This is a genomic window from Myxococcus sp. AB036A, assembly GCF_006547355.1.
Lineage (GTDB): Bacteria > Myxococcota > Myxococcia > Myxococcales > Myxococcaceae > Myxococcus > Myxococcus virescens.
Window position 1 is genome coordinate 63,414 of the sequence record NZ_VHLC01000021.1, and the last position, 19,513, is coordinate 82,926.

Sequence of the window (19,513 nt, forward strand, 5' to 3'; positions counted from 1 at the left end):
GCGCGGCGTTCCGCAATCCACCGCAGAGGTCGCTGCATGTCGTCGCTGCCCCCCTGGCTGGCCCAGTTCCTGCCCATCCTCATCCTCCTGGGGGCCATCGGCCTCGTCCTCGCGCGCCTGCCCAAGGTGGAGCTGGGGCACTCGGAGGCATTCAAGCGCCGCCGGTTCTTCAACTGGTTCCCGTTGGGCATGACGTACGCGTTCCTCTACATGGGGCGCTACAACCTCAACGTGGCCACCAGCGCCATGGGGGACCGCACCTCCAACGCGGACTTCGGCACCATCTTCGCGTGGGGCACCGCCGTCTACGGCGTGGCCTTCCTCCTCAACGGCCCGCTGACGGACAGGCTGGGCGGCCGGAAGACCATCCTGATGTCGGCCGCGGGTTCGGCGGTGGCGAACGTGGCCATGGGCGGCGTGGTGTACGCGGTGCTGACGCACAACTGGGCGCCGCCGGGCGGCCTGGTGGCGACGCTGTCGTTCCTCTACGCCGTCAACATGTACTTCCAGAGCTTCGGCGCGGTCTCCATCGTCAAGGTGAACGCGGCCTGGTTCCACGTGCGCGAGCGCGGCCTGCTGGGCGGCGTGTTCGGCATCCTCATCTCGCTGGGCATCTACTTCGCCTACGACTGGAGCCGGCTCATCGTGAAGGCGGCGCCCACGTACTGGGCGTTCTTCGTGCCCGCGGCCATCCTCGCCGTGTTCCTGGTGGTGGACTACTTCGTCATCCGCGACACGCCCAGCCACGCGGGCCATCCGGACTTCGACACCGCGGACGCGTCCTCCGGAGAGACCGGGCCTCAGTTGGGGGTGGCGGGTGTGCTGAAGCGCATGCTGACCAACCGCGCCATCATCATCATCCTCTGCATCGAGTTCTGCAGCGGCTTCATGCGCAACGCCATCATGCAGTGGTACCCCAAGTTCGCGAAGGCGACGGGCCTTGGCGAAACGTTCGTCGCCGCCAACTGGGGCATGCTGCTTTGCGTGGCGGGCATCACCGGCGGCATGTTCGCCGGCGTCATCAGCGACCGCGTCTTCGACTCGCGCCGCGGCCCCGTGTCCGCCGTGCTCTACGCCGGCATGTCGGTGGGCGCCGTCATCTCCGTGTTCGTCCTGGAGAGCGTGGCCCTGGGCTGGACGGTCATCTTCATGTCCCTGTGTGTCATCGGCGTGCACGGCATGCTGTCCGGCACGGCCAGCATGGACTTCGGCGGGAAGAAGAACGCCGGCCTCGCGGTTGGCATCATCGACGGCGCCGTGTACGCGGGCACCGCGCTGCAGTCCATCCTGCTGGGTTCCATCCTGCCGATGGGTGACGAAGCGAAGACCGCCGCCAACTGGGGCAACTGGCCCTACGCCATGCTGCCGCTGTCCTTCCTCGGACTGCTGCTGGCCACCCAGGTGTGGAACGCCCGGCCCCAGCCGAAGTCCACGCCCGTGCCGGCCACGCTGCCGGTGCCCCCGGCGGCGCCAGCGAATCGGACCGGTACTGGCGGGTAATATCCGTGTGGCCCCAACGATGTGTGACGTTGGGGTCACTCCCGCGTGACAGGGATGTAGCGTAGACTCCACACGTGTCCCAGTCACCCGCACCCCTGCAGAGCCGCTTCGAGGTCCACGACCGGAAGCAGTTTGAGATCAAGCTCGAGTATCAGCCCTCCGGGGCGGATGAGACGCGCTACCTCGTCGAGGCGTATCTCTTCCTGCCGGGGAGCCTGAACATCGACGCGGAGACGTACCCGCGGGCGGACTTCTACGCGAACATCCACAACTACGTGCGCTTCAAGACGCCAGTGATGGCGGTGAACGAGCTGCTGAGCTCGGACACCTCGCCGCTGGTGCGCCTGGAGGCGTGGCTGCGCACGGGGATGGGGTCCGAGAAGGACGTCGTCTACCAGGCCAAGCTCCTGTCCTGCGTGCTGCGCGGTGCGCTGCGCCGCTTCGCCACCGGGGTGGAGTCGCGGTGCGAGGGCCCCGCGGCGCTGAACACGGACGCGTGCGCGGTGCTGGAGTCCGAGATCCTGGCCATGCAGGCGGGTGTGACGCAGGTGCTGGCGCGCTTCCGCGTGTGGCTGCGCGCGGTGGGGGAGCTGCATCTGCAGGAGCGCTCGCGGGCGTCGCTGCGGCTGGTGGACGAATACGTCAGCTTGCTGGTGGAGGGCGGCTTCCGGCGCTCGGTGGCGGACATGAAGTCGCTGCCCCGCGGCGAGCCGTGGCATGGGCTGCGCAAGGGGCTGATGGAGGCGGTGCTGCGGGAGGAGGCGTACCGCAAGGAGCACCGGCTGCGCAGCGTGCTCAGTCCCACGGGGGACAACGAGGAGTACATCCTTCGGCTGGGCTTCCTGAAGAAGTTCTGCATGAACGTGCTGTTCCTGTCGTCGAAGCGGCGGCAGAAGCGGCAGGGTTGGGAGGAGATGCTCTTCGCGCTGGCCGCGGGCATCGCGATGACGGTCGCCACCGCGGTGGCCTTCTGGGCGCAAGAGCGCTACGCGCAGGCCAGCCTCAACTTCTTCCTCATCCTCGTGGTGGGGTACATGGTGAAGGACCGCATCAAGGAGGGCCTGCGCCGGATGCTCAGCCGGGTGGCGGCCATGCACCTGGCGGACCGGACCACGGACCTGGTGGACCCCGTCACCGGGCGCGTCATTGGCGCGTGTGAGGAGCGGGTGGACTACGGGCCCTCGCTGAAGGTTCCGGACACGGTGGCGGCGCTGCGCCAGCGAGATGACTTCCTCACCGCGACGCAGGGCGAGCTGTCGGAGACGGTCATCCGCTACCAGAAGCAGATTGTCCTGGATGCCCGGCACCTGCCGCGCACCCAGCGCGGCCTGACAGGCGTGACGGACATCCTCCGCCTCAACGTGGAGCGCTTCCTGCGCGACATGGACGAGCCGGAGCTGGCGCTGGAGTACGTGGACCTGGCGGACCTGTCCGTGGGCCACATCCGCGGTACCAAGCGCTACCCGGTGGACATGGTGTTCCGCTTCACGGTGGTGGAGGAGGAGAAGGACCGCAGCCAGGACTCCGTCCAGTTCGTGAGGCTGGTGCTGGACCGCAACGGCATCCAGCGCATGCAGCGCTTCACGGACCCCGGCCCTGGAATGCCGCCCAGCCGTTCGGGGTGGAAGTCCGCGGCCTGAGGCAGGCCCGACGCTCCAGGCAGGGAGGGGGCGCATGACGCCCCTGGTGGATGTTTCGGCGGCGCCCTGGCGCGCGCGGGGGTAATCTCCCCGGCGCACATGGCTTACGACGACTTCAAGAAGCGTATTCGCGACGACTGGCGTGACACCCTGCGTTCCATCCTGGAGCGCGCCCGCTCCCTGGGCTCTTCCGCCGTGCTGGCGTTCGACCTGGACTCCACCCTGTTCGACAACCGGCCCCGGCAGGCCCGCATCCTCCGGGAGTATGGCGTCGCCCGCTCGCTGGCCGTGCTGGCCGCTTGCGAGCCGCGCCACTGGGTGACGGGCTGGGACATGAAGGAGGCCATGCGCGCCTGCGGTCTTGAGGAAGCCCTGGTGGAATCTCACTTCGCCGAAGCCCGCCGCTTCTGGGCCGAGCGCTTCTTCACCAGCGACTACTGCGTGGACGACGAGGCCATCGACGGCGCGGCCAGCTTCACCCACGAGGTGGTGGCCACCGGCGCGAGGCTCGTCTACGTCACGGGCCGCCATGAGGCCATGCGGGAAGGCTCCGTCTCCTGCATGCGCCGTCACGGCCTGGTGCTGCCGGATGACGACCGGGTGCTCCTCGTGATGAAGCCCACGCTGGCCGAGGACGACGACGCCTTCAAGCGGGAGGCGCACGCGCGGCTGGGCCGCCTGGGGAGCGTGGTGGCTGCGTTTGACAATGAGCCCACGCACGCGAACGACTACCGGCGGAAGTTTCCAGAGGCCACCGTCATTCACCTGGCCACCGACCATTCGGGCCGGCCGGTGGAGTTGCTGGATGGCGTCATTTCCGTCCCGCACTTCGCGCTGGGTTCCTGACGCACCGCGCCTGAAATAGACCTGGCGTGGACGGGGCTTGAAAGGCTTTGAAGTCCCACTGCCGCGCGGCTATTGAGTCGCTCGGCGTTTGCCGCCCCGGGAGTTCCGTGGGCGGCCAGCATGGAGGCATTCCGCAGTGGCCAGCCCGTACTCAAAAGAACTGCTGTTGGACATGTACCGGAAGATGTACCTCATCCGTCGCTTCGAGGAGCGCGCGGGTCAGCAGTACACGCTGGGGAAGATTGCCGGTTTCTGCCACCTCTACATCGGCCAGGAGGCCGTGGCGGTGGGACCGGTGGAGGCCCTGCGACCGGATGACTACATGCTCAGTGCGTATCGTGACCACGGCCAGCCGCTGGCCCGTGGCAGCGACGCGGGCATGGTCATGGCCGAGCTGATGGGCCGGGACACCGGCTACAGCAAGGGCAAGGGCGGCTCGATGCACATCTTTGACATCGAGCATCACTTCTACGGCGGCTACGGCATCGTCGGCGGCCAGATTCCCCTGGCGGCGGGCATGGCCTTCGCGAGCCGTTATCGCAACGAGGACCGCGTCACCGTCTGCTACTTCGGCGACGCGGCGGCCAGCCAGGGCGCCCTCCACGAGACGTTCAACATGGCGTCCAAGTGGAAGCTCCCTGTCATCTACATCTGCGAGAACAACCGTTACGGGATGGGCACGGCCATTTCCCGCATCGCGGCGGTGCCGGAGATCTACAAGCGCGCCAGCGCCTACGACATGCGCGGCGAGCCGGTGGATGGCATGGACGTGCTGGCCATGTACGAGGCCGTCAAGGACGCCGCCGAGTACTGCCGCGCCGGCAAGGGCCCCGTGCTGCTGGAGGCCAACACGTACCGCTTCCGCGGCCACTCGATGGCCGACCCCGCCACCTACCGCACCAAGCAGGAGGTGGAGGACGAGCGCAAGGGCGACCCGATTCCGAAGCTGCGCGCCTACATCCTGAAGAAGGGGCTGGCCCAGGACGACGTCTTCGAGTCCATCGAAGCGGAGGTCAATGCGCAGGTGGACCAGGCGGTGAAGTTCGCCGACGAGTCGCCCGAGCCCAGCCTGGACGAACTGTGGCGCGACACCATCGTGGAGGAGGGCGAGGAGGACGTGCGCCCCCGCGAGCGCGTGCTGGGGAAGAAGGTGAACTGGCCGACGTACCCCAGTGGCCAGGAGCTGAAGGTGACGTGGGACCTGGAGCCGCGCGAGCAGGCCGAGGCGGCCGACAAGAAGGCGGGCCTCATCCGCTAGGCGCGCGCTGACCTGTCTACCAACCCTTTTTCGAGTTCGAGTCGGAGCCGACGATGCCCGAGTTGATGTACCGCGAGGCGCTGAACCAAGCGCTCGCCGAGGAAATGGAACGCGACGCCAACGTCTATCTGATTGGCGAGGAAGTGGGCCGTTACAACGGCGCCTTCAAGGTGTCGCAGGGACTGCTGGACAAGTTCGGGAGCGCGCGCATCATCGACGCGCCCATCGCCGAGCTGGGCTTCACCGGCCTGAGCGTGGGCGCGGCCATGGTCGGCTTGCGCCCCGTGGTGGAGATGATGACCTGGAACTTCGCGATTCTCGCGATGGACCAGATCGTCAACAACGCGGCCAAGCTGCGGCACATGTCCGGTGGCCAGCTGCGCTGCCCCATCGTGTTCCGCGGTCCGGGCGGCGCTGGCGGCCGGTTGTCCAGCCAGCACAGCCAGGCGCTGGAGGCCAACTACGCGCACTTCCCGGGCCTGAAGGTGATTGCGCCCGCCACGCCCGCGGATGCCAAGGGCATGCTCAAGGCTGCCATCCGGGACGAGAACCCGGTGCTCATGTTCGAGGGCGAGCGGCTCTACGCCATCAAGGGTGAGGTGCCGGAAGGCGAGCACGTCGTGCCGCTCGGCAAGGCGGACGTGAAGCGCGAGGGCTCCGACGTCACCATCATCACCTGGAGCCGCATGTATTACTTCTGCATGCAGGCGGCCGAGGAGTTGGCGAAGGAGGGCATCAGCGCGGAGGTCCTGGACCTGCGCACGCTGCGGCCCCTGGATGAGGAGGCCATCCTGGCGAGCGTGCGCAAGACGAACCGCGCCGTCATCGTGGAGGAGGGCTGGGCGCTCGCCGGCGTGGGCGCGTCCGTGGTGGATATCATCCAGTCGAAGGCGTTCGACGACCTGGACGCGCCGGTGGAGCGCGTCACGGGCCTGGACGTCAACATGTCCTATGCAGCGAACCTGGAGAACGCGACCCAGCCGGACGCACCGAAGATCATCGCCGCGGTGAAGAAGGTGCTGTACCGCGAGGGAGCTTGAACGCGTATGGCCATTCCCATCCAGATGCCGAGCCTGTCCCCGACGATGACGGAGGGGAAGATCGTCAAGTGGCTCAAGAAGCAAGGGGACAAGGTGTCCTCCGGCGATGCCGTGGCCGAGGTGGAGACGGACAAGTCCAACCTCGAAATCGAGGCCTACGACGACGGGTACCTGCTGCAGGTGCTCGTCGGCGAGGGCGAGATGGCCAAGGTGGGCGCGCCCATCGCCTATATCGGTGCGAAGGGTGAGAAGGTGTGGGCCGGCAAGCAGGCCGCGCCCGCCGCCGCGCCTCCTGAGCAGAAGCCCCAGCCGGCGCCCGCGGCCCCCGCGCCGCAGGCCGCCGCGAAGCCCGCACCGTCGGGCGGCGGCGACAACCGCATCGCCATCCAGATGCCGAGCCTGTCCCCGACGATGACGGAGGGGAAGATCGTCAAGTGGCTCAAGAAGCAGGGGGACAAGGTGTCCTCTGGCGATGCCGTGGCCGAGGTGGAGACGGACAAGTCCAACCTCGAAATCGAGGCCTACGACAACGGCACCCTGGCGGAGATCGTCGTCGGAGAGAACCAGATGGCGAAGGTGGGTGCGCCCATCGCGTACCTCACCGTGAAGGGCGCCAAGGCGGCCCCGGCTGCTCCAGCGGCGAAGCCCCAGGCGCCTGCTCCGGCTCCGGAGAAGCCGGCGGCGGCGAAGCCCGCGGCGGCTCCGGTCCAGGTGGGTGGCCGGCGTCTCCGCGCCAGCCCCGTGGCGAAGAGAATCGCGCGCGAGAAGGGTCTGGACCTCACCCAGGTGAGTGGCTCCGGTCCGTCTGGCCGCGTGGTGAAGCGCGACATCGAGGAGGCGCTCGCGCGTGGACCGGCGGCGGTTCCTGCCGCGAAGAAGGCCCCGGCCGCGCAGCCTGCTCTGGGCGTGCGTCCCGAGCCGACCGTGCTCCCCCTCACGTCCATGCGCAAGGTCATCGCGCAGCGGATGACGGAGGTGAAGCCCGGCGTGCCTCACTTCTACCTCACCATCGAGGTGGACATGGAGGCGGCGTCGAAGGTGCGCGAAGAGGCGAAGGCGATGGACCTCAAGGTCTCCGTCAACGACCTCATCGTGAAGGCCGTGGCCATGGCGGTGCGCCGCTACCCGAAGATCAACGTCTCGCTGCAGGGCGACAAGGTCGTCCAGTTCCACAGTGTGGACGTGGGCATCGCGGTGGCGCTGGAGGAAGGCCTCATCACGCCCATCCTCCGGGATGCGGACCAGAAGGGCCTGCAGGCCATCGCGTCGGGCGTGCGTGAGCTGGCCGAGCGCGCTCGCAAGCGTGCCCTCAAGCCGGAGGAGTACACCGGCGGCTCCATCACCGTCAGCAACCTGGGCATGTACGGCATCGACCAGTTCGTCGCCGTCATCAACCCGCCGCAGGCCTCCATCCTCGCGGTGGGTGCCGTCTCCGAGAAGGCGGTGGTGCGCGATGGTCAGCTGGCGGTCCGGAAGATGATGACGGCGACGCTGTCGTGCGATCACCGCGTCATCGACGGTGCCATTGGCGCCGAGTTCCTGCGCGAGCTGCGCGGGCTGCTCGAGCACCCCACGCGGCTGCTGTTCTAGGCCGTCCGGTTGCCCCGCTCCGCGTGCCCGTCCTGGGGCGCGCGAGGGCGGGGCAGGGCCCGGATGGACCCTTGTTACTCGCGCGTCGGCTCCTTGCGGCCGTGCGCCTCCTGCTCCAGCTTGCGCTGAGTCTGCGTCACGCTTGCCTGGCGCTCGCGTGACGTTCCGGTCGGCAGCTCATTCTCCTCATCGTCCGAGCGACCGCGGATGCCGGGCCAGGGCTCTGGGTGCGTGCCCTCCACATGCTCGATGCGCTCCGCATAGCCGTTGTCTCCGGCTGCGTTGTGCTTCGTCTCCTCGGATTTACCCTTGTTGTCCGCCATGGTGTGTCCTCCCCATCAGGTGCCATCCGGCACACTTCGTGGCGGTAACGGTGGGACGTGTGCCGCGCGCTGACCACCCACAAGCGGCTTGCACAGCCCGTCCCCCTGCCTGCTCCACGAGCGCGAAAAAAGGTCGGCGGCCGTGGGCGTTCGCTGCTTAACTTGCTTCCAATGAACGACGACATGACACGCGAACGGCTTGCCCAGGGTGTGTCGGAGTTGGAGTCGCGCGTAGGCCCGCCGCTGCCGCTGGCGGAATCACTGCACAAGGCGCTCGACGGCGCCGTCTTTCCGCTGTCCGCGCAGCAGTTGACCTGGGTGGCCCGTGAGAACGAGGCCCCGGCCCTGGTGCTCTCGCTCCTGGGTTCGCTTCCCCGGGCCAGCTTCGGCTCCGTGGACGCGGTGGCCCGGGCGCTGGAAGGCGACCTGGAGGCCACGGTTCCGCAACAGTCGGCTTCTTCGCGCTGACACGACCCCTGGACGGAGAGGGCGTCTCCGGCAGGCGCGACGCGTCAGGCGTTTGCCCTATCCTGGTGGTGCGCGCGGTACCCAGCAGATCGCGAAGGGGGTGAGGCGCTATCCTAGGCCCTACCAGCCTGGCCCCCTTCATGGGACGCTGGCCAGGAGGAGCGTCATGAACCCGTCTGAACTCCCCGCGGTCCTCTACGTCGACGATGACGCGCTGAACCTCCGGGTCTTCGACGCGAACTTCGGGCAGCGCTTTCGCATCTTCCGCAGCTCCTCGCCCAGCGAGGCGTTGGCGCTCCTGGAGCAGCGCAGGGGCGAGATTGGCGTCATCCTCTCCGACCAGCGGATGCCGGGCATGACGGGCGTGGAACTGCTGGAGCGGGCGCGCACGATTGCTCCGGACGCCAAGCGCATGCTCGTCACGGCCTACGCGGACATGCAGGCCGTCATCGACGCCGTCAACCGCGGCCAGGTGACGCGCTACTTCGTCAAGCCGTGGGACCGGACGGAGCTCCAGGCCGCACTCGATGACGCGCTCAAGATTGCCCGGCTGGAGCTGCGCATCCGCGAGGTGGAAGGGCGCATGATGAAGTCCGAGCGTCTGGCCACCCTGGGACAGGTGACGGCGGGCATCGCGCACGAGCTGATGGGGCCGGTGGGCTACCTGTCGCAGAACGTGGCGTCGCTGCAGCGCGACCTGGGCAGCGTCATCCAGTACGTGTCGCGGCACCTGCAGACGGACCCCGACGCCGCCGTGGCGGAGACGGTGGAGGACCTGCCCGCCCTCATCAAGGACCTGGCGGACGGCGCCGAGCACCTGCGGCAGGTGGCGCTGGGGCTGCGAGCCCAGGCCCGCGGTGAGGACCTGGAGGCCACGGCGGACGTCGCGGAAGTGGTGTCCTTCGCAGTGAAGCTGGCGCGCGCCGAGGTGCGGGAGCGGGCGCGGCTGACGAGCAACGGCGAGCCCGTGCGCGTCACCTTCGGCCCGGTGAAGCTGTGCCAGGTGCTGCTCAACCTCATCGTCAACGCGGCGCAGGCCATGGGCACCACGGGTCGTCCCGGGCGCATCGAGGTCCGGTGGACGACGACTCCCGAGGACGTGGTGCTCACGGTGGCGGACAACGGCTGCGGCATTTCCATGGAGCTGCAGGAGCGCGTCTTCCAGCCCATGTTCACCACCAAGCCCGTGGGCGTGGGAACCGGACTGGGCCTGTCCATCTGCCGGGAGCTCGTCACGCAGTTCGGCGGCAGCCTCCGGTTGTCCTCCACGCCAGGGGAGGGCACCGAAATCGAAATCACCCTCCGGCGAGCCCCGCTCCCCTGAGCCCGAAGGCGTTGCTGAGCATGCGCCACACGCGGTGCAGCGTCTGCGTCTCGGAGGCGCGGATGGCCTCCACCAACACCGCGCGGCGCAGCGGGCCCTCCGCATTCTCTGGCGCGTACTCCACCACCAGCGCGTAACGGGGACCGGGGCGCTCCACCATGTGGACGGCCCGCACCGCGTCGAAGGGCACCACCGCCGCGCGAGTCGCCCCCGGTGACCAGGCCAGTTGCTCCAACCGCAAGGACTCGGTGCGGAAGTGCAGGACGAAGCGCCTGCGGCCCAGCCGGGACTCCAACTTGAGGGACAGACCCACCAGGGCCGCCGCGAGCAGGCCCAGGGCGAAGGCCGCCGTCGTTCCGTCCCGGACGCCCACCAGGACGGCGGCGCCCACCGCGCACCCCAGTCCTACGCCGATGAGCAGTCCAGGCAGGGCACGCCGCTCCCAGGGCGGCGGTAGGGATTCGCCCACCAGCCGGCCGCCGTCATAACGCAGGCGCACGTCGCCCAGCCGCCCGGGGACCCGGTTGTCCTGCAATGCGTCTTGAAAGCTCGCCACACCTTCAGCATAGCGGGCCTCAAATGCGGGCTTCGTAGTTGGAAGTGAGCTGTGCGAATCTCCGCGGCCATGGAGTTCCCGTTCGAAACCGGTGAGGGTGAAGGAGGGGAAGGGGGGACGCTCGCCTCGACGGTGCTGGTGGTGGATGACGAGCCCGTCGTGCTGGATATCTGCGCCCGCCTTCTGGAGCGAGATGCCGACCTGGTGGTGACGCTGGCCGCGAGCGCGGAGGAAGCCCTCCCGCTGCTGGCCGAGCAGCGCTTCGACGTCCTGGTGACGGACAAGAACCTGCCCGGCATGGGCGGCGTGGAGCTCATCGCCGAGGCGCGCCGTCTCCAGCCGTCCCTGGAAGCGGTGATGATTACCGGCTACGCCAGCTCCGAAAGCGTCGTCGCCGCCTTCGCCGCGGGCGCCAGTGACTACATCCTCAAGCCTTTTGACGACCTGCGGGTGCTGCGCGCCAAGGTGCGCGCGGCACTGGAGCGCCGGACGGCGGGCCTGCTCGTGCGGGAGCAGGCCCGGGAAGTGGCCCGCGAGGCCGCGGCCCTCCTGGCCTCCGGACAGGACGCGCCGGAGCTCGCCTACGAAGCCCTGGAGGCGGAGCTGCGAGCCTACGAGGAAGCGGTCCGCCTGGGCCTCAATGGCCGCGTGGCTGTCGTGGGCAGCGCGAATACCGTCACCGTTCTTCAGGACGCTGGCTTCGAGGCGGTGGAGCTGCCGCCCTACGCCCCCGAACTGGAGCGCGTGGACGTCGTCATCGTGGAGACGGGCGACCCTCAGTGGCGCACGCTGGCCGAGCGCCTCCAGCGCAGGCCGCCCGACGTGCTGCTGCTCGCCAGTCCCCAGGCAGACCTGGGGGATTTGCTGGAGGCGATTACGCTGCGCATGGACCTGGTGGGCTTCGGCACCAGCCAGGGCGCTGTCGCGCTGCCGGAGAAGGTGCGCATGTTGCTGCTGCGCCGGGGCGTGCAGCGGGCGCAAGATCGGCTCGCCGCGGCGCTCGCCGCCTTCCGGCAGAGCATCGCCGCGCCGTTGCCCTGAAGTACCCCGCAGAATCGTGAGCAGGAACGCGCGGGCCGCGCCTCGAAAGAGGCGCCGGGCCCCGCGGAGCGCCATCTCGCGCCGCCAGCAACTGGCCCGCAAAGCGAAACGCCCACCTTCTTTTCAGAAGGTGGGCGTCTCAGTGTGACCCTGCCGGGATTCGAACCCGAGTTTGAGCCGTGAGAGGGCTCCGTCCTAACCGCTAGACGACAGGGCCGATACTTGCTTCAACCGCTGCTAACTGCCCGCGATTTCTACCTTTTTTCGTCTGCCCTCGTCAACCCTTTTGTTTCGTCCTGCTCAGGTTGCTTCGGACCAACGAGCACTGCAACTGCGGGACTACGAGCTGGGGAACTAGGATTCGAACCTAGATAAGCAGAGTCAGAGTCTGCTGTCCTGCCGTTAGACGATTCCCCAAGGACCTGCTCGACCGCGGCGCTTCTCTACCAATACCACTTCGGGACTGCAACAACTTCGGTGCGACGTTTACTTCTTCCTGCTCTTCGTCGTCTCCGGCTTCTTGGCGGGCCTGGCTGCCTGCTGGGTCGGGACGATGTAGATGCGAACTTCGTCGTTCGCCTCGTAAATGTTCAGCCCCGCGAAGTTCTTCCCCGAGGGGTTGCTGATGTGAACCGCCTTGACGCCCGGCTGGTTCACGATCTGCCGGCGAGGGTAACCGCTCGTCGAGTAGACCGCGCGGTAGTACTCCAGCGTGCCATCGAAATCCCTGGGCGACCGGTAGCGATTCTCACCGACCCGCTTGGACCCATCCGGCAACTGAGCGCCATTGACGACTTCGGCGCCCGCTGAAACCGCCCAGAGCGCCACCAGCGCCGCTCCGAGCGGGCGCGCCTTATAGAAACCACGTTTCAGGCTGTCAAGGGCACGCATCATGGGTCCGAAAGATAGGGGCCTGCGCTGCTGACGTCCACCGCTACCTGCGCCTGATGGCTCAACCGCGCGTCAGCGCCGCGTCGATGCGCAGCAGGGATTCGTCGCGGCCTACCAGCACCAGCGTCTCGCCGATGCCCGGGCTGGTGGTGTTGCCGGTGAGTGCCACGCGGATGGGCTGCGCCACCTTGCCCATGCCGACGCTGGAGGCCTCGCTCACCTGCTTCACCACGCCGTCCAGCGCCTCCACCGACCACTCCGGCAGCGCGGCGAGCGTCTCGCGCACCTTGCGCAGCAGGTTGAGGGACTCTCCGGAGAGGTGCTTGGTGGCGGCCTTCTCGTCCAGGGTGATGCCGGAGCGGAAGTAGACGTTGGCCGCGGTGGTGGCGATGTCTTCCAGGGTGTTGGAGCGCTCGCGCAGCGTGCGCACCAGCGTCTCCAGCCGCGGGTCGCCCTTTGCCTGGATGCCCTTCGCCTCCAGGAAGGGGAGCAGCCGCTCCACCACGGTCTCCACCGGCAGCTGCTTCATCCACTGCTGGTTGAGCCACAGCAGCTTCTCCGGGTTCCACACGCCGGAGGTGGTGCCCACGTCGCTGAAGTCGAACCACTCGAGCATCTGCTCGCGGCTGATGACCTCGTCGTTGCCGTGGCTCCAGCCCAGGCGGATGATGAAGTTGAGCAGCGCCTCCGGCATGACGCCGTTGCGCTTGTGCACCATCACGTCCGCTTCCGGGTGCTTGCGCTTGGACAGCTTCTCGCGGTCCGGGCCCAGGATGAGCGGCAGGTGGGCGAAGTCGGGCGGCGTCCACCCCAGCGCCTGGTACAGCATGAGCTGCGGGAAGGTGGAGTTGACGTGCTCCTGGCCGCGCGCGACCAGGGTGATGTCCATCAGGTGGTCATCAATGACACACCCGAAGTTGTACACGGGGATGCCGTCCGCCCGCATCATGACCCAGTCATCCAGGTCGCTGTGCGTCTTGGTGATGGTGCCCAGCGCCTTGTCGGTGAAGGACACGGAACCGTCGCCCGCGGGCATCTTGAAGCGGATGACGGCGTCCGCGGCGTTGCGGCCGGCGGGGGGCTCGGTCCGCTCGCGGCAGGTGCCCGGGTACTTGAACGCGCCGCCCGCCTTCTCCGCCACCTGCCGCTGCGCGTCGAGCTCCTCCTTCGTGCAGTAGCACCGGTAGGCCTTGCCCTCGGCGATGAGCTGGTCGGCGTGCTTGCGGTAGGTGTCCAGCCGCTGCATCTGGAAGTAGGGGGCGTAGGGGCCTTCCTTACCGGGGCCCTCATCCCAGTCGATGCCCAGCCAGTTCAGTCCGTCCAGGATGGCCTGCACCGACTCCGGGGTGGAGCGGCCCTGGTCCGTGTCCTCCATGCGAAGGACGAAGGTGCCGCCCTGGCGCCGCGCCTGGAGAAAATTCATCAGCGCCGTACGGGCACCGCCAATGTGAAGGTAACCGGTAGGCGAGGGAGCGAAGCGGACGCGAAGGGCAGGAGGCATACGGGCGCGCGGATTAGCAGGGCGAGGATGGAGGGTCAACGCGGAGGGGCATTCCTGGAGTAAGTTGGATGGCCAGGGAGAACTCGTATGTCGATTCGTCAGGTAGTTCGCACGTTGCTCCTGGCTGTCCTCCTGGTGGGCGTGCCCGCGACCGCCACCACCCAGCTCCGCGTGTACCTGTCCGGGCTCGCGGTAGGCGCGGACACCGTGGTCCACGGTGTCGTCCGGCGCGTGGAGAGCCGCTGGAGCGGCGACAAGATGCGCATCCTCACCGACGTCGAAATCCAGGTGACGGAGTCGCTCAAGGGCCAGCCTGGGAGCACGGTGCTCGTCACCCAGCCCGGGGGCCGCATGGGGGACATTGGCCAGGTGGTGCACGGCCTGGCGTCCTTCACGCCGGGCGAGGAGGTGGTGGTCTTCCTGCAGAAGCGCGGCCCCCGTGCCTTCCGCGTCTCCGACATGGCGCAGGGCAAGTTCCAGGTGAAGCGTGAGGGAAAGACGGCGCTGGCCGTCCCGGAGCCCACCGAGTCGCAGCTGTTGGACCCCGTCACCCGAAAGCCGGCCGCGTCCGCGCTCCAGTCCATGACGCTTGCGGAGCTGAAGGCCGCCATCCGTGAAGCCCTTGGGGAGCAGACGCCGTGATGCCGCTCGCGCCCCTGATGCTGGCCCTGAGCCTGGGCCAGGTGGACCCCTACGTCCGCAGCCGTGTCGATGCGGGTGACACGGGCACGCAGTGCCTCTACTGGACGTCCAATCGCGTCGTCTGGAACCAGAGCACCTACGGCAACCCGGACACCGCGGGCGACTCCGAGTTCGACGCGATTCGCGCCTCCTTCCAGAGCTGGCAGAACATCTTCGCCGAGTGCGGCAACCTCACGTTGGTGGAAGGCCCGCGCGTGGATGAACGCCAAGTGGGCTACCGGCGCCAGGGAACCAATACCAACCTGGTGCTGTTCCGGACCCGGGACTGCAACTCCGTGGTGCCAACGAGCGATGCGTGCTGGGCCGACGACACGTGTGCCAACACGCATGACTGCTGGGATGACGACGACAACACCATCGCCATCACTCTCACCACGTACGACGAGCGCTCGGGCATCATCTACGACTCGGACATCTCCTTCAACGCGGCGCGCTTCTCCTTCACGACGGCGAACGGCGGCACGTGCTTCCCGCCGGTGACGACCCAGTGCGTGGCCACCGACGTGCAGAACACCGCCACGCACGAGGTCGGCCACCTCATCGGTCTGGACCACACGCGCGCCACCGGCTCCACCATGAATCCCAGCGCGCCGCCGGGAGAGGTGTCCAAGCGCGTGGTGGACTCGGGCTCGCGCGGCTTCGTCTGTGACGCCTACCCCCAGGGGCAGGCCAGCCAGTCGTGTCTCCACCCGGTGACGTCCATCGAACTGGGGCCCAAGGCTGGAGGCTGCTCCGCGGCGGGGCCGGGTGGGGCGCTGTCGCTGGTGGCCGTCTGGTCGCTGTGGCTGGCGCGCCGCCGCCGTCGCGAGGAGGCGGTCCAGTGAGGAAGGCGCTGGCGCTCGCGGCCGCGTGCCTGGCCACCTCCGCTCAAGCGCAGATGGAGGAGGAGCCGTCCTACCGCCGCACCGTGGTGCCCAGGCACCCGCTGTGCCTGGTGTGGCCGGTGCGTGAGTATGTCTACCACCTGGATGCGGCGGGCAGCGCGCGCACGCCTGGAGACTCCGAGGTGGCGGCCATCGAGGCGTCCTTCGACTCGTGGCGGAACATCTCCGACGGGTGCAGCGACTACCGGTTCACCCGGGGCGAGGACTGGCGAGCGCCCATCGCCGTGGGCTACGACGAGACGCGTCCCCGGGACAACTACAACATCATCACGTTCCGGGAGACGTCGTGCCACGAGGTTGCTCCGGCGGATGATGCGTGCTGGACCGAAGAGACGTGCGGCAACGTCTACCAGTGCTGGGAGCATCCGCCTGGGACCATTGGCCTCACCACGTCCACGTTCTCCTATCGGGACGGGCGGGTGTTGGACTCGGACATCGAGCTGAACGCGTCCCAGCCGGCACAGGGCTACGGCTTCCTCTTCACCACGGTGGACTCACCGGTGTGTGAAGGCGAGCCCTCGGTGGACTGCGTGGCCACGGACATCCAGAACACCATGACGCACGAGATTGGCCACGTGGTGGGGCTGGACCATGTCTTCGTCCCGGGCACCACCATGGAGGCCACCGCGCCGCCGGGGGAAACGCGCAAGCGCGTCATCGACTCGGGGTCGGCCGCCGGGTTCTGTGACATCTACCCGCGTCACCTGCCGCCCACTCAATGCTTCGTGCGGGAGGGCGCGGGGTTTGCCTTGAAGGCGGACGGCCGGGGAAGCGGCTGCGCGGCGGCGCCGGGACCGGTGGCGCTGGGGCTGGGGCTCGCCGCGCTCGTCCTGGCGCGTGTGCGGCGGCGTGCGGTCCGCGCTGCGGCGACCCTCCGGCGGGATTAGAGGTCCTGGCGTGGCCGTCGCATTCTTTGACCTCGACAAGACGCTCATCGCCGCCAACTCGGGCTCGCTGTGGATTCGCCGCGAGCTCGAGCTGGGGCACATCTCCCGCTTCCAGGCGCTGCGCGCCAGCCTCTGGATTGCGCGTTACCACCTGGGCTTCGTGTCCATGCAGGACGCCGTCGCACGCGCGATTGCCCAGCTCGCCGGTACGCCCGCGCAGCCGCTCCAGGAGCGCACGGCCGTGTTCTACGCGGAGCAGGTGCGGCCGCTCTATCGGCCCGGGGCCTGGGCCGTGCTGGACGCGCACCGGCGTGCCGGGGAGCGGCTCGTCCTGCTGACGTCGTCCACGGGCTACCTGTCGGAGCTGGTGGCGCGGGAGCTGGGACTGGACGCGGTGCTGTGCAACCGCTTCGAGGTCGATGGCGCGGGCCTCCACACCGGACGCGCCCTGGGCACCATCTGCTTCGGCGAGGGCAAGCGCGTCTGTGCCGAGGCCTATGTGCGCGAGGCGGGCGTGGCACTGTCGGCATGCGCCTTCTACACCGATTCGTATTCGGACCTGTCGGTGATGGAGGTGGTGGGGCGGCCCGTGGCCGTCCACCCGGACCACCGGCTGCGGCGCCACGCCCGGAAGCGGGGCTGGCCGGTGGTGGACTGGGGCGTGCCGCCCGGCGGGGATGTGCCGGCCGTTCCTCCCGCGCCTCCCGTGGTGCCCTCCACCGGACCCTGATGCGCGCTGGGGCCGGCGGGGGCGGTCAGGGATGCATCCTCAGCGGCGCGGTGCCACCAGGCGCATGCTGAAGGTGTAGTCCACGTTCACCGGGTAGCCCTTGTAGACGATGGGCTTGTAGGTCCGGGACGTGAGGGCATCGAGCACCGCGCGCTCCATGTGGGCCACGGACTTGATGGTCCGGCACTTCTCCACGCGGCCCTTCTGGGTGATGGTGCAGCGGACAATCATCACGCCGCTCGACTTCGCGGCCATCGCTTCGCGCGTGTAGATGATGTCCTTGCCCTGGTCCACCATCTCCGGGCGAGGCATGTCCTCGTTGTAGGGGAGCACGTCGCCCCGCGCGGAGGCCACCGCCGCGGTGGGGAGGACCGGCAGCGCGAGCCCGGTCGCCGAGCCCTTGGCCGGAGCCGCGTCGGCTGCCGCGGCCGTGGCGCCACCGACGGCCGCCGCGACAGGGAGCTCCGTGGCGGGCGAGGCCGTGGGGGCGAGCATCACCGGCGCGGACATGCCGCCCGGCGTGGCCACCGGCTCGACTTCCTCCGCCGTCTCATCCGCGCTCACGGAGGCCACCTCGACGTGCCGGCTGCCGCCCGCGCCGCCCCGGCGCTTCTGCAGCTTCTGCGACAGCACCACCTCGCCGGTACCGCCCGTGACGACGGTCTCCATCTGGTAGCCCTCCATCGCGAAGGTCAGCTCCACCGTGACGGAGCCATCCTGTCCCGACGGAATCTCCAGGGTGAACGGCGTGACGCCTCGCTCCTTGCCCCGGTAGAAGACGCGGGCGCCGGAGGGCTGGCTCATCAGCTTGAAGCGGACCTTGCCCGTGTTCACGGCGGCAGCGGGTTCGGCGGCCGGCTCCGCGGCGGGTGCGGCGGCGACAGGCGCCGGGGCCTCTGCCTGGGGCGCAGAGGCCGGTGGTGCCGCATCCTTGTTCGACATGAAGAACACCGCGCCGCCCGCGATGAGGCCCGCCAACACGAGGCCCCCCACGCCACCCGTGAGCAGCGTGCGCTGCCGGGCGCGCTTGACGTCCCGGGGCACCTCCACGCTGATGTCCACCGCCAGCGTGTCGCCGGATTCGGTGTTGTTGCCCACGTTGGAGAACAGCGCGGGGGACGGGTAGGGGCCCGTCGTCGTCGCGCCGCCGGGCCGCTTGAAGATGCCGCTGTTGCCGCCCGCGGCCATGCTCGCTTCGCGCAGGCCCTCCAGCAACTCGTCCATCGTCTGGTAGCGCCGCGCCGGGTCCTTCTCCAGGCAGCGGCGGACCACCGCCTCGATTTCCGGCGGGATGTGGAGGTCCGGCCGTACCTGCTGGAAGGTGGGTGGGGCTTCCTTGTAGTGGGCGAAGATGAGCTCGATGTGGTCGCGCGCGATGAACGGCGGACGCCCCATCAGCATCTGGAAGAGCACGATGCCCAGCGAGTACACGTCGCTGCGTGCGTCGGTGGCGTTGCGCGCCTGCTCGGGCGCCATGTACTGCGGCGAGCCCAGGAACGTGCCGTTCTGGGTGATTTCAGGAGAGAGCTGCCCCTCCTGGGGCGCCGCCACCGACTTCACCAGGCCGAAGTCCAGCACCTTGACCAGGTCCTGATCCTGCTCGTTGAGGAGCATGATGTTGGCCGGCTTCAGGTCGCGGTGGATGATGCCCTGGCTGTGCGCCTCGCGCAGCGAGCGGCAGATCTGCTGGGTGATGGCGATGGCGCGAGACCACGCCAGCGGGCCGACCTGCCCCAGCACCTGGGCCAGCGTCCGGCCGTCCAGGTACTCCATGGCGATGTAGAAGATGCCGTCGTCCGTCTGCCCGTAGTCGATGACGGTGACGGTGTTGGGATGGCGCAGCTTGGACGTCAGCGACGCCTCGCGCAGGAAGCGCTTCTGGAAGCCAGGGTCCCGGCTGCTGGGGAAGCTGGGGTTGAGTACCTTGAGCGCCACCACGCGCTCGAGCGGCGCCTGCAGGGCCCGGTAGACCTTGCCCATGCCCCCGATGCCCAACGGTTCCAGGATGCTGAAGCGGCCGTTCAGATTCCGCCCGATGAGAGGATCCGTGCCCGTTCCAGTGGGTGCCTCGGGATTCGGCGAGTCGCCCTTGATCATTCGTAGCCCCAGACTGCAAGCAACATCGGTTCTCCAGAAGTGTCGCCGCACTTCATCAAACCATACCTGCCGAGCGCTACGCACCAGCGGGCTGTCCGATCCAGCACGTCTGATGCCTTCCGTTGCCGCCATCACTCGCCGATCGTGTGAGAGTGAATGCCGGTTAGCCCGCATTGACGCTTCTTTGTCGGACAGACTAGCGTGCTCCAATCCCGCGCTTCAGTGACAGGCGGGA

Annotated in this window: 18 protein-coding genes and 2 tRNA genes; 13 read left to right on the forward strand and 7 right to left on the reverse strand. The window is 68.4% G+C overall.

Annotation, left to right across the window (positions count from 1 at the left end; all coding sequences use genetic code 11):
• Window positions 1-36: 36 nt before the first annotated feature.
• The 6 genes from FL344_RS11535 (at window position 37) to FL344_RS11560 (ending at window position 7,874) form a co-directional block, all read left to right on the forward strand.
• The gene (locus FL344_RS11535; protein WP_141618548.1) at window positions 37-1,500 is read left to right on the forward strand and encodes an MFS transporter; all 1,464 of its coding nucleotides are present in this window, start codon (window positions 37-39) and stop codon (window positions 1,498-1,500) included.
• A gap of 74 nt (window positions 1,501-1,574) precedes the next feature.
• Window positions 1,575-3,140, forward strand: coding sequence for a hypothetical protein (locus FL344_RS11540; RefSeq protein ID WP_141618549.1), 1,566 nt, complete (start codon window positions 1,575-1,577; stop codon window positions 3,138-3,140).
• A gap of 99 nt (window positions 3,141-3,239) precedes the next feature.
• Window positions 3,240-3,986: a hypothetical protein gene (locus tag FL344_RS11545; RefSeq protein ID WP_141589075.1), complete on the forward strand. Its 747-nt coding sequence runs from the start codon at window positions 3,240-3,242 to the stop codon at window positions 3,984-3,986.
• Window positions 3,987-4,122: 136 nt separating this feature from the next.
• Window positions 4,123-5,244 (forward strand): pyruvate dehydrogenase (acetyl-transferring) E1 component subunit alpha, encoded by a 1,122-nt coding sequence (gene pdhA / locus FL344_RS11550; protein ID WP_194863081.1) that lies wholly within the window; start codon window positions 4,123-4,125, stop codon window positions 5,242-5,244.
• Window positions 5,245-5,297: 53 nt separating this feature from the next.
• A complete protein-coding gene (locus tag FL344_RS11555) occupies window positions 5,298-6,284 on the forward strand; it encodes a pyruvate dehydrogenase complex E1 component subunit beta (RefSeq protein ID WP_141589074.1) in 987 nt (328 codons plus the stop codon).
• 6 nt (window positions 6,285-6,290) lie between these two features.
• Complete coding sequence (locus FL344_RS11560; protein ID WP_141618551.1) at window positions 6,291-7,874, forward strand: pyruvate dehydrogenase complex dihydrolipoamide acetyltransferase; 1,584 nt, start codon at window positions 6,291-6,293, stop codon at window positions 7,872-7,874.
• 74 nt (window positions 7,875-7,948) lie between these two features.
• Here the strand turns inward: FL344_RS11560 and FL344_RS11565 are convergent, their stop codons facing one another.
• A complete protein-coding gene (locus tag FL344_RS11565; protein WP_141618552.1) occupies window positions 7,949-8,197 on the reverse strand; it encodes a hypothetical protein in 249 nt (82 codons plus the stop codon).
• A 183-nt stretch (window positions 8,198-8,380) separates the two neighbouring features.
• On the opposite strand from FL344_RS11565, the gene FL344_RS11570 reads away from it, so the two are divergent.
• Together FL344_RS11570 and FL344_RS11575 are read left to right on the forward strand one after the other, a co-directional pair.
• Window positions 8,381-8,665 (forward strand): DUF2795 domain-containing protein, encoded by a 285-nt coding sequence (locus FL344_RS11570; RefSeq protein ID WP_141618553.1) that lies wholly within the window; start codon window positions 8,381-8,383, stop codon window positions 8,663-8,665.
• A 166-nt stretch (window positions 8,666-8,831) separates the two neighbouring features.
• Window positions 8,832-9,989 carry a sensor histidine kinase gene (locus tag FL344_RS11575; protein ID WP_141589072.1) on the forward strand — a complete coding sequence of 386 codons (1,158 nt, stop codon included), beginning with the start codon at window positions 8,832-8,834 and terminating at the stop codon, window positions 9,987-9,989.
• Here FL344_RS11575 and FL344_RS11580 read toward each other — a convergent pair.
• The gene (locus FL344_RS11580; RefSeq protein ID WP_141618554.1) at window positions 9,961-10,545 is read right to left on the reverse strand and encodes a hypothetical protein; all 585 of its coding nucleotides are present in this window, start codon (window positions 10,543-10,545) and stop codon (window positions 9,961-9,963) included. The genes FL344_RS11575 and FL344_RS11580 overlap by 29 nt on opposite strands.
• A 51-nt stretch (window positions 10,546-10,596) precedes the next feature.
• On the opposite strand from FL344_RS11580, the gene FL344_RS11585 reads away from it, so the two are divergent.
• Complete coding sequence (locus FL344_RS11585) at window positions 10,597-11,586, forward strand: response regulator (RefSeq protein ID WP_141589070.1); 990 nt, start codon at window positions 10,597-10,599, stop codon at window positions 11,584-11,586.
• 145 nt (window positions 11,587-11,731) lie between these two features.
• On the opposite strand, the gene FL344_RS11590 is transcribed toward FL344_RS11585, so the two are convergent.
• The 4 genes from FL344_RS11590 to gltX all read right to left on the reverse strand — a co-directional run bounded on the left by FL344_RS11590 (window position 11,732) and on the right by gltX (window position 13,978).
• Window positions 11,732-11,803 (reverse strand) — tRNA-Glu (locus tag FL344_RS11590).
• A 129-nt stretch (window positions 11,804-11,932) separates the two neighbouring features.
• Window positions 11,933-12,003, reverse strand: a tRNA-Gln gene (locus FL344_RS11595).
• A 69-nt stretch (window positions 12,004-12,072) separates the two neighbouring features.
• Window positions 12,073-12,480 (reverse strand): hypothetical protein, encoded by a 408-nt coding sequence (locus tag FL344_RS11600; RefSeq protein WP_141589069.1) that lies wholly within the window; start codon window positions 12,478-12,480, stop codon window positions 12,073-12,075.
• 58 nt (window positions 12,481-12,538) lie between these two features.
• Entirely contained in the window at window positions 12,539-13,978 is a 1,440-nt protein-coding gene (gltX, locus tag FL344_RS11605) for a glutamate--tRNA ligase (protein ID WP_141589068.1), read from the reverse strand.
• Window positions 13,979-14,065: 87 nt separating this feature from the next.
• Between gltX and FL344_RS11610 the strand changes: the two genes are divergently transcribed.
• From FL344_RS11610 to FL344_RS11625, 4 genes are read left to right on the forward strand one after another with little or no spacing between them, the layout of a single operon-like run.
• Window positions 14,066-14,620 carry a hypothetical protein gene (locus FL344_RS11610; protein ID WP_141618555.1) on the forward strand — a complete coding sequence of 185 codons (555 nt, stop codon included), beginning with the start codon at window positions 14,066-14,068 and terminating at the stop codon, window positions 14,618-14,620.
• On the forward strand, window positions 14,617-15,504 hold the full coding sequence (locus FL344_RS11615; RefSeq protein WP_141618556.1) for a myxosortase-dependent metalloprotease, MXAN_2677/MXAN_2678 family: 888 nt from the start codon (window positions 14,617-14,619) through the stop codon (window positions 15,502-15,504). The genes FL344_RS11610 and FL344_RS11615 overlap by 4 nt, the downstream gene beginning before the upstream one ends.
• On the forward strand, window positions 15,462-16,451 hold the full coding sequence (locus FL344_RS11620; protein WP_141618557.1) for a myxosortase-dependent metalloprotease, MXAN_2677/MXAN_2678 family: 990 nt from the start codon (window positions 15,462-15,464) through the stop codon (window positions 16,449-16,451). The genes FL344_RS11615 and FL344_RS11620 overlap by 43 nt, the downstream gene beginning before the upstream one ends.
• A 10-nt stretch (window positions 16,452-16,461) precedes the next feature.
• A complete protein-coding gene (locus FL344_RS11625; RefSeq protein WP_141618558.1) occupies window positions 16,462-17,181 on the forward strand; it encodes an HAD family phosphatase in 720 nt (239 codons plus the stop codon).
• A gap of 39 nt (window positions 17,182-17,220) precedes the next feature.
• On the opposite strand, the gene FL344_RS11630 is transcribed toward FL344_RS11625, so the two are convergent.
• Window positions 17,221-19,278, reverse strand: coding sequence for a TonB family protein (locus FL344_RS11630; protein ID WP_141618559.1), 2,058 nt, complete (start codon window positions 19,276-19,278; stop codon window positions 17,221-17,223).
• Window positions 19,279-19,513 lie beyond the last annotated feature (235 nt).

Bases quoted from the DNA above. Each gene is read 5' to 3' on its own strand.
- FL344_RS11630 (WP_141618559.1), bottom strand. From the start codon at position 19,278: ATGATCAAGGGCGACTCGCCGAATCCCGAGGCACCCACTGGAACGGGC.
- FL344_RS11600 (WP_141589069.1), bottom strand. From the start codon at position 12,480: ATGATGCGTGCCCTTGACAGCCTGAAACGTGGTTTCTATAAGGCGCGC.
- FL344_RS11610 (WP_141618555.1), top strand. From the start codon at position 14,066: ATGTCGATTCGTCAGGTAGTTCGCACGTTGCTCCTGGCTGTCCTCCTG.
- FL344_RS11555 (WP_141589074.1), top strand. From the start codon at position 5,298: ATGCCCGAGTTGATGTACCGCGAGGCGCTGAACCAAGCGCTCGCCGAG.
- FL344_RS11570 (WP_141618553.1), top strand. From the start codon at position 8,381: ATGACACGCGAACGGCTTGCCCAGGGTGTGTCGGAGTTGGAGTCGCGC.
- FL344_RS11560 (WP_141618551.1), top strand. From the start codon at position 6,291: ATGGCCATTCCCATCCAGATGCCGAGCCTGTCCCCGACGATGACGGAG.
- FL344_RS11535 (WP_141618548.1), top strand. From the start codon at position 37: ATGTCGTCGCTGCCCCCCTGGCTGGCCCAGTTCCTGCCCATCCTCATC.
- FL344_RS11545 (WP_141589075.1), top strand. From the start codon at position 3,240: ATGGCTTACGACGACTTCAAGAAGCGTATTCGCGACGACTGGCGTGAC.
- FL344_RS11565 (WP_141618552.1), bottom strand. From the start codon at position 8,197: ATGGCGGACAACAAGGGTAAATCCGAGGAGACGAAGCACAACGCAGCC.
- FL344_RS11575 (WP_141589072.1), top strand. From the start codon at position 8,832: ATGAACCCGTCTGAACTCCCCGCGGTCCTCTACGTCGACGATGACGCG.
- gltX (WP_141589068.1), bottom strand. From the start codon at position 13,978: ATGCCTCCTGCCCTTCGCGTCCGCTTCGCTCCCTCGCCTACCGGTTAC.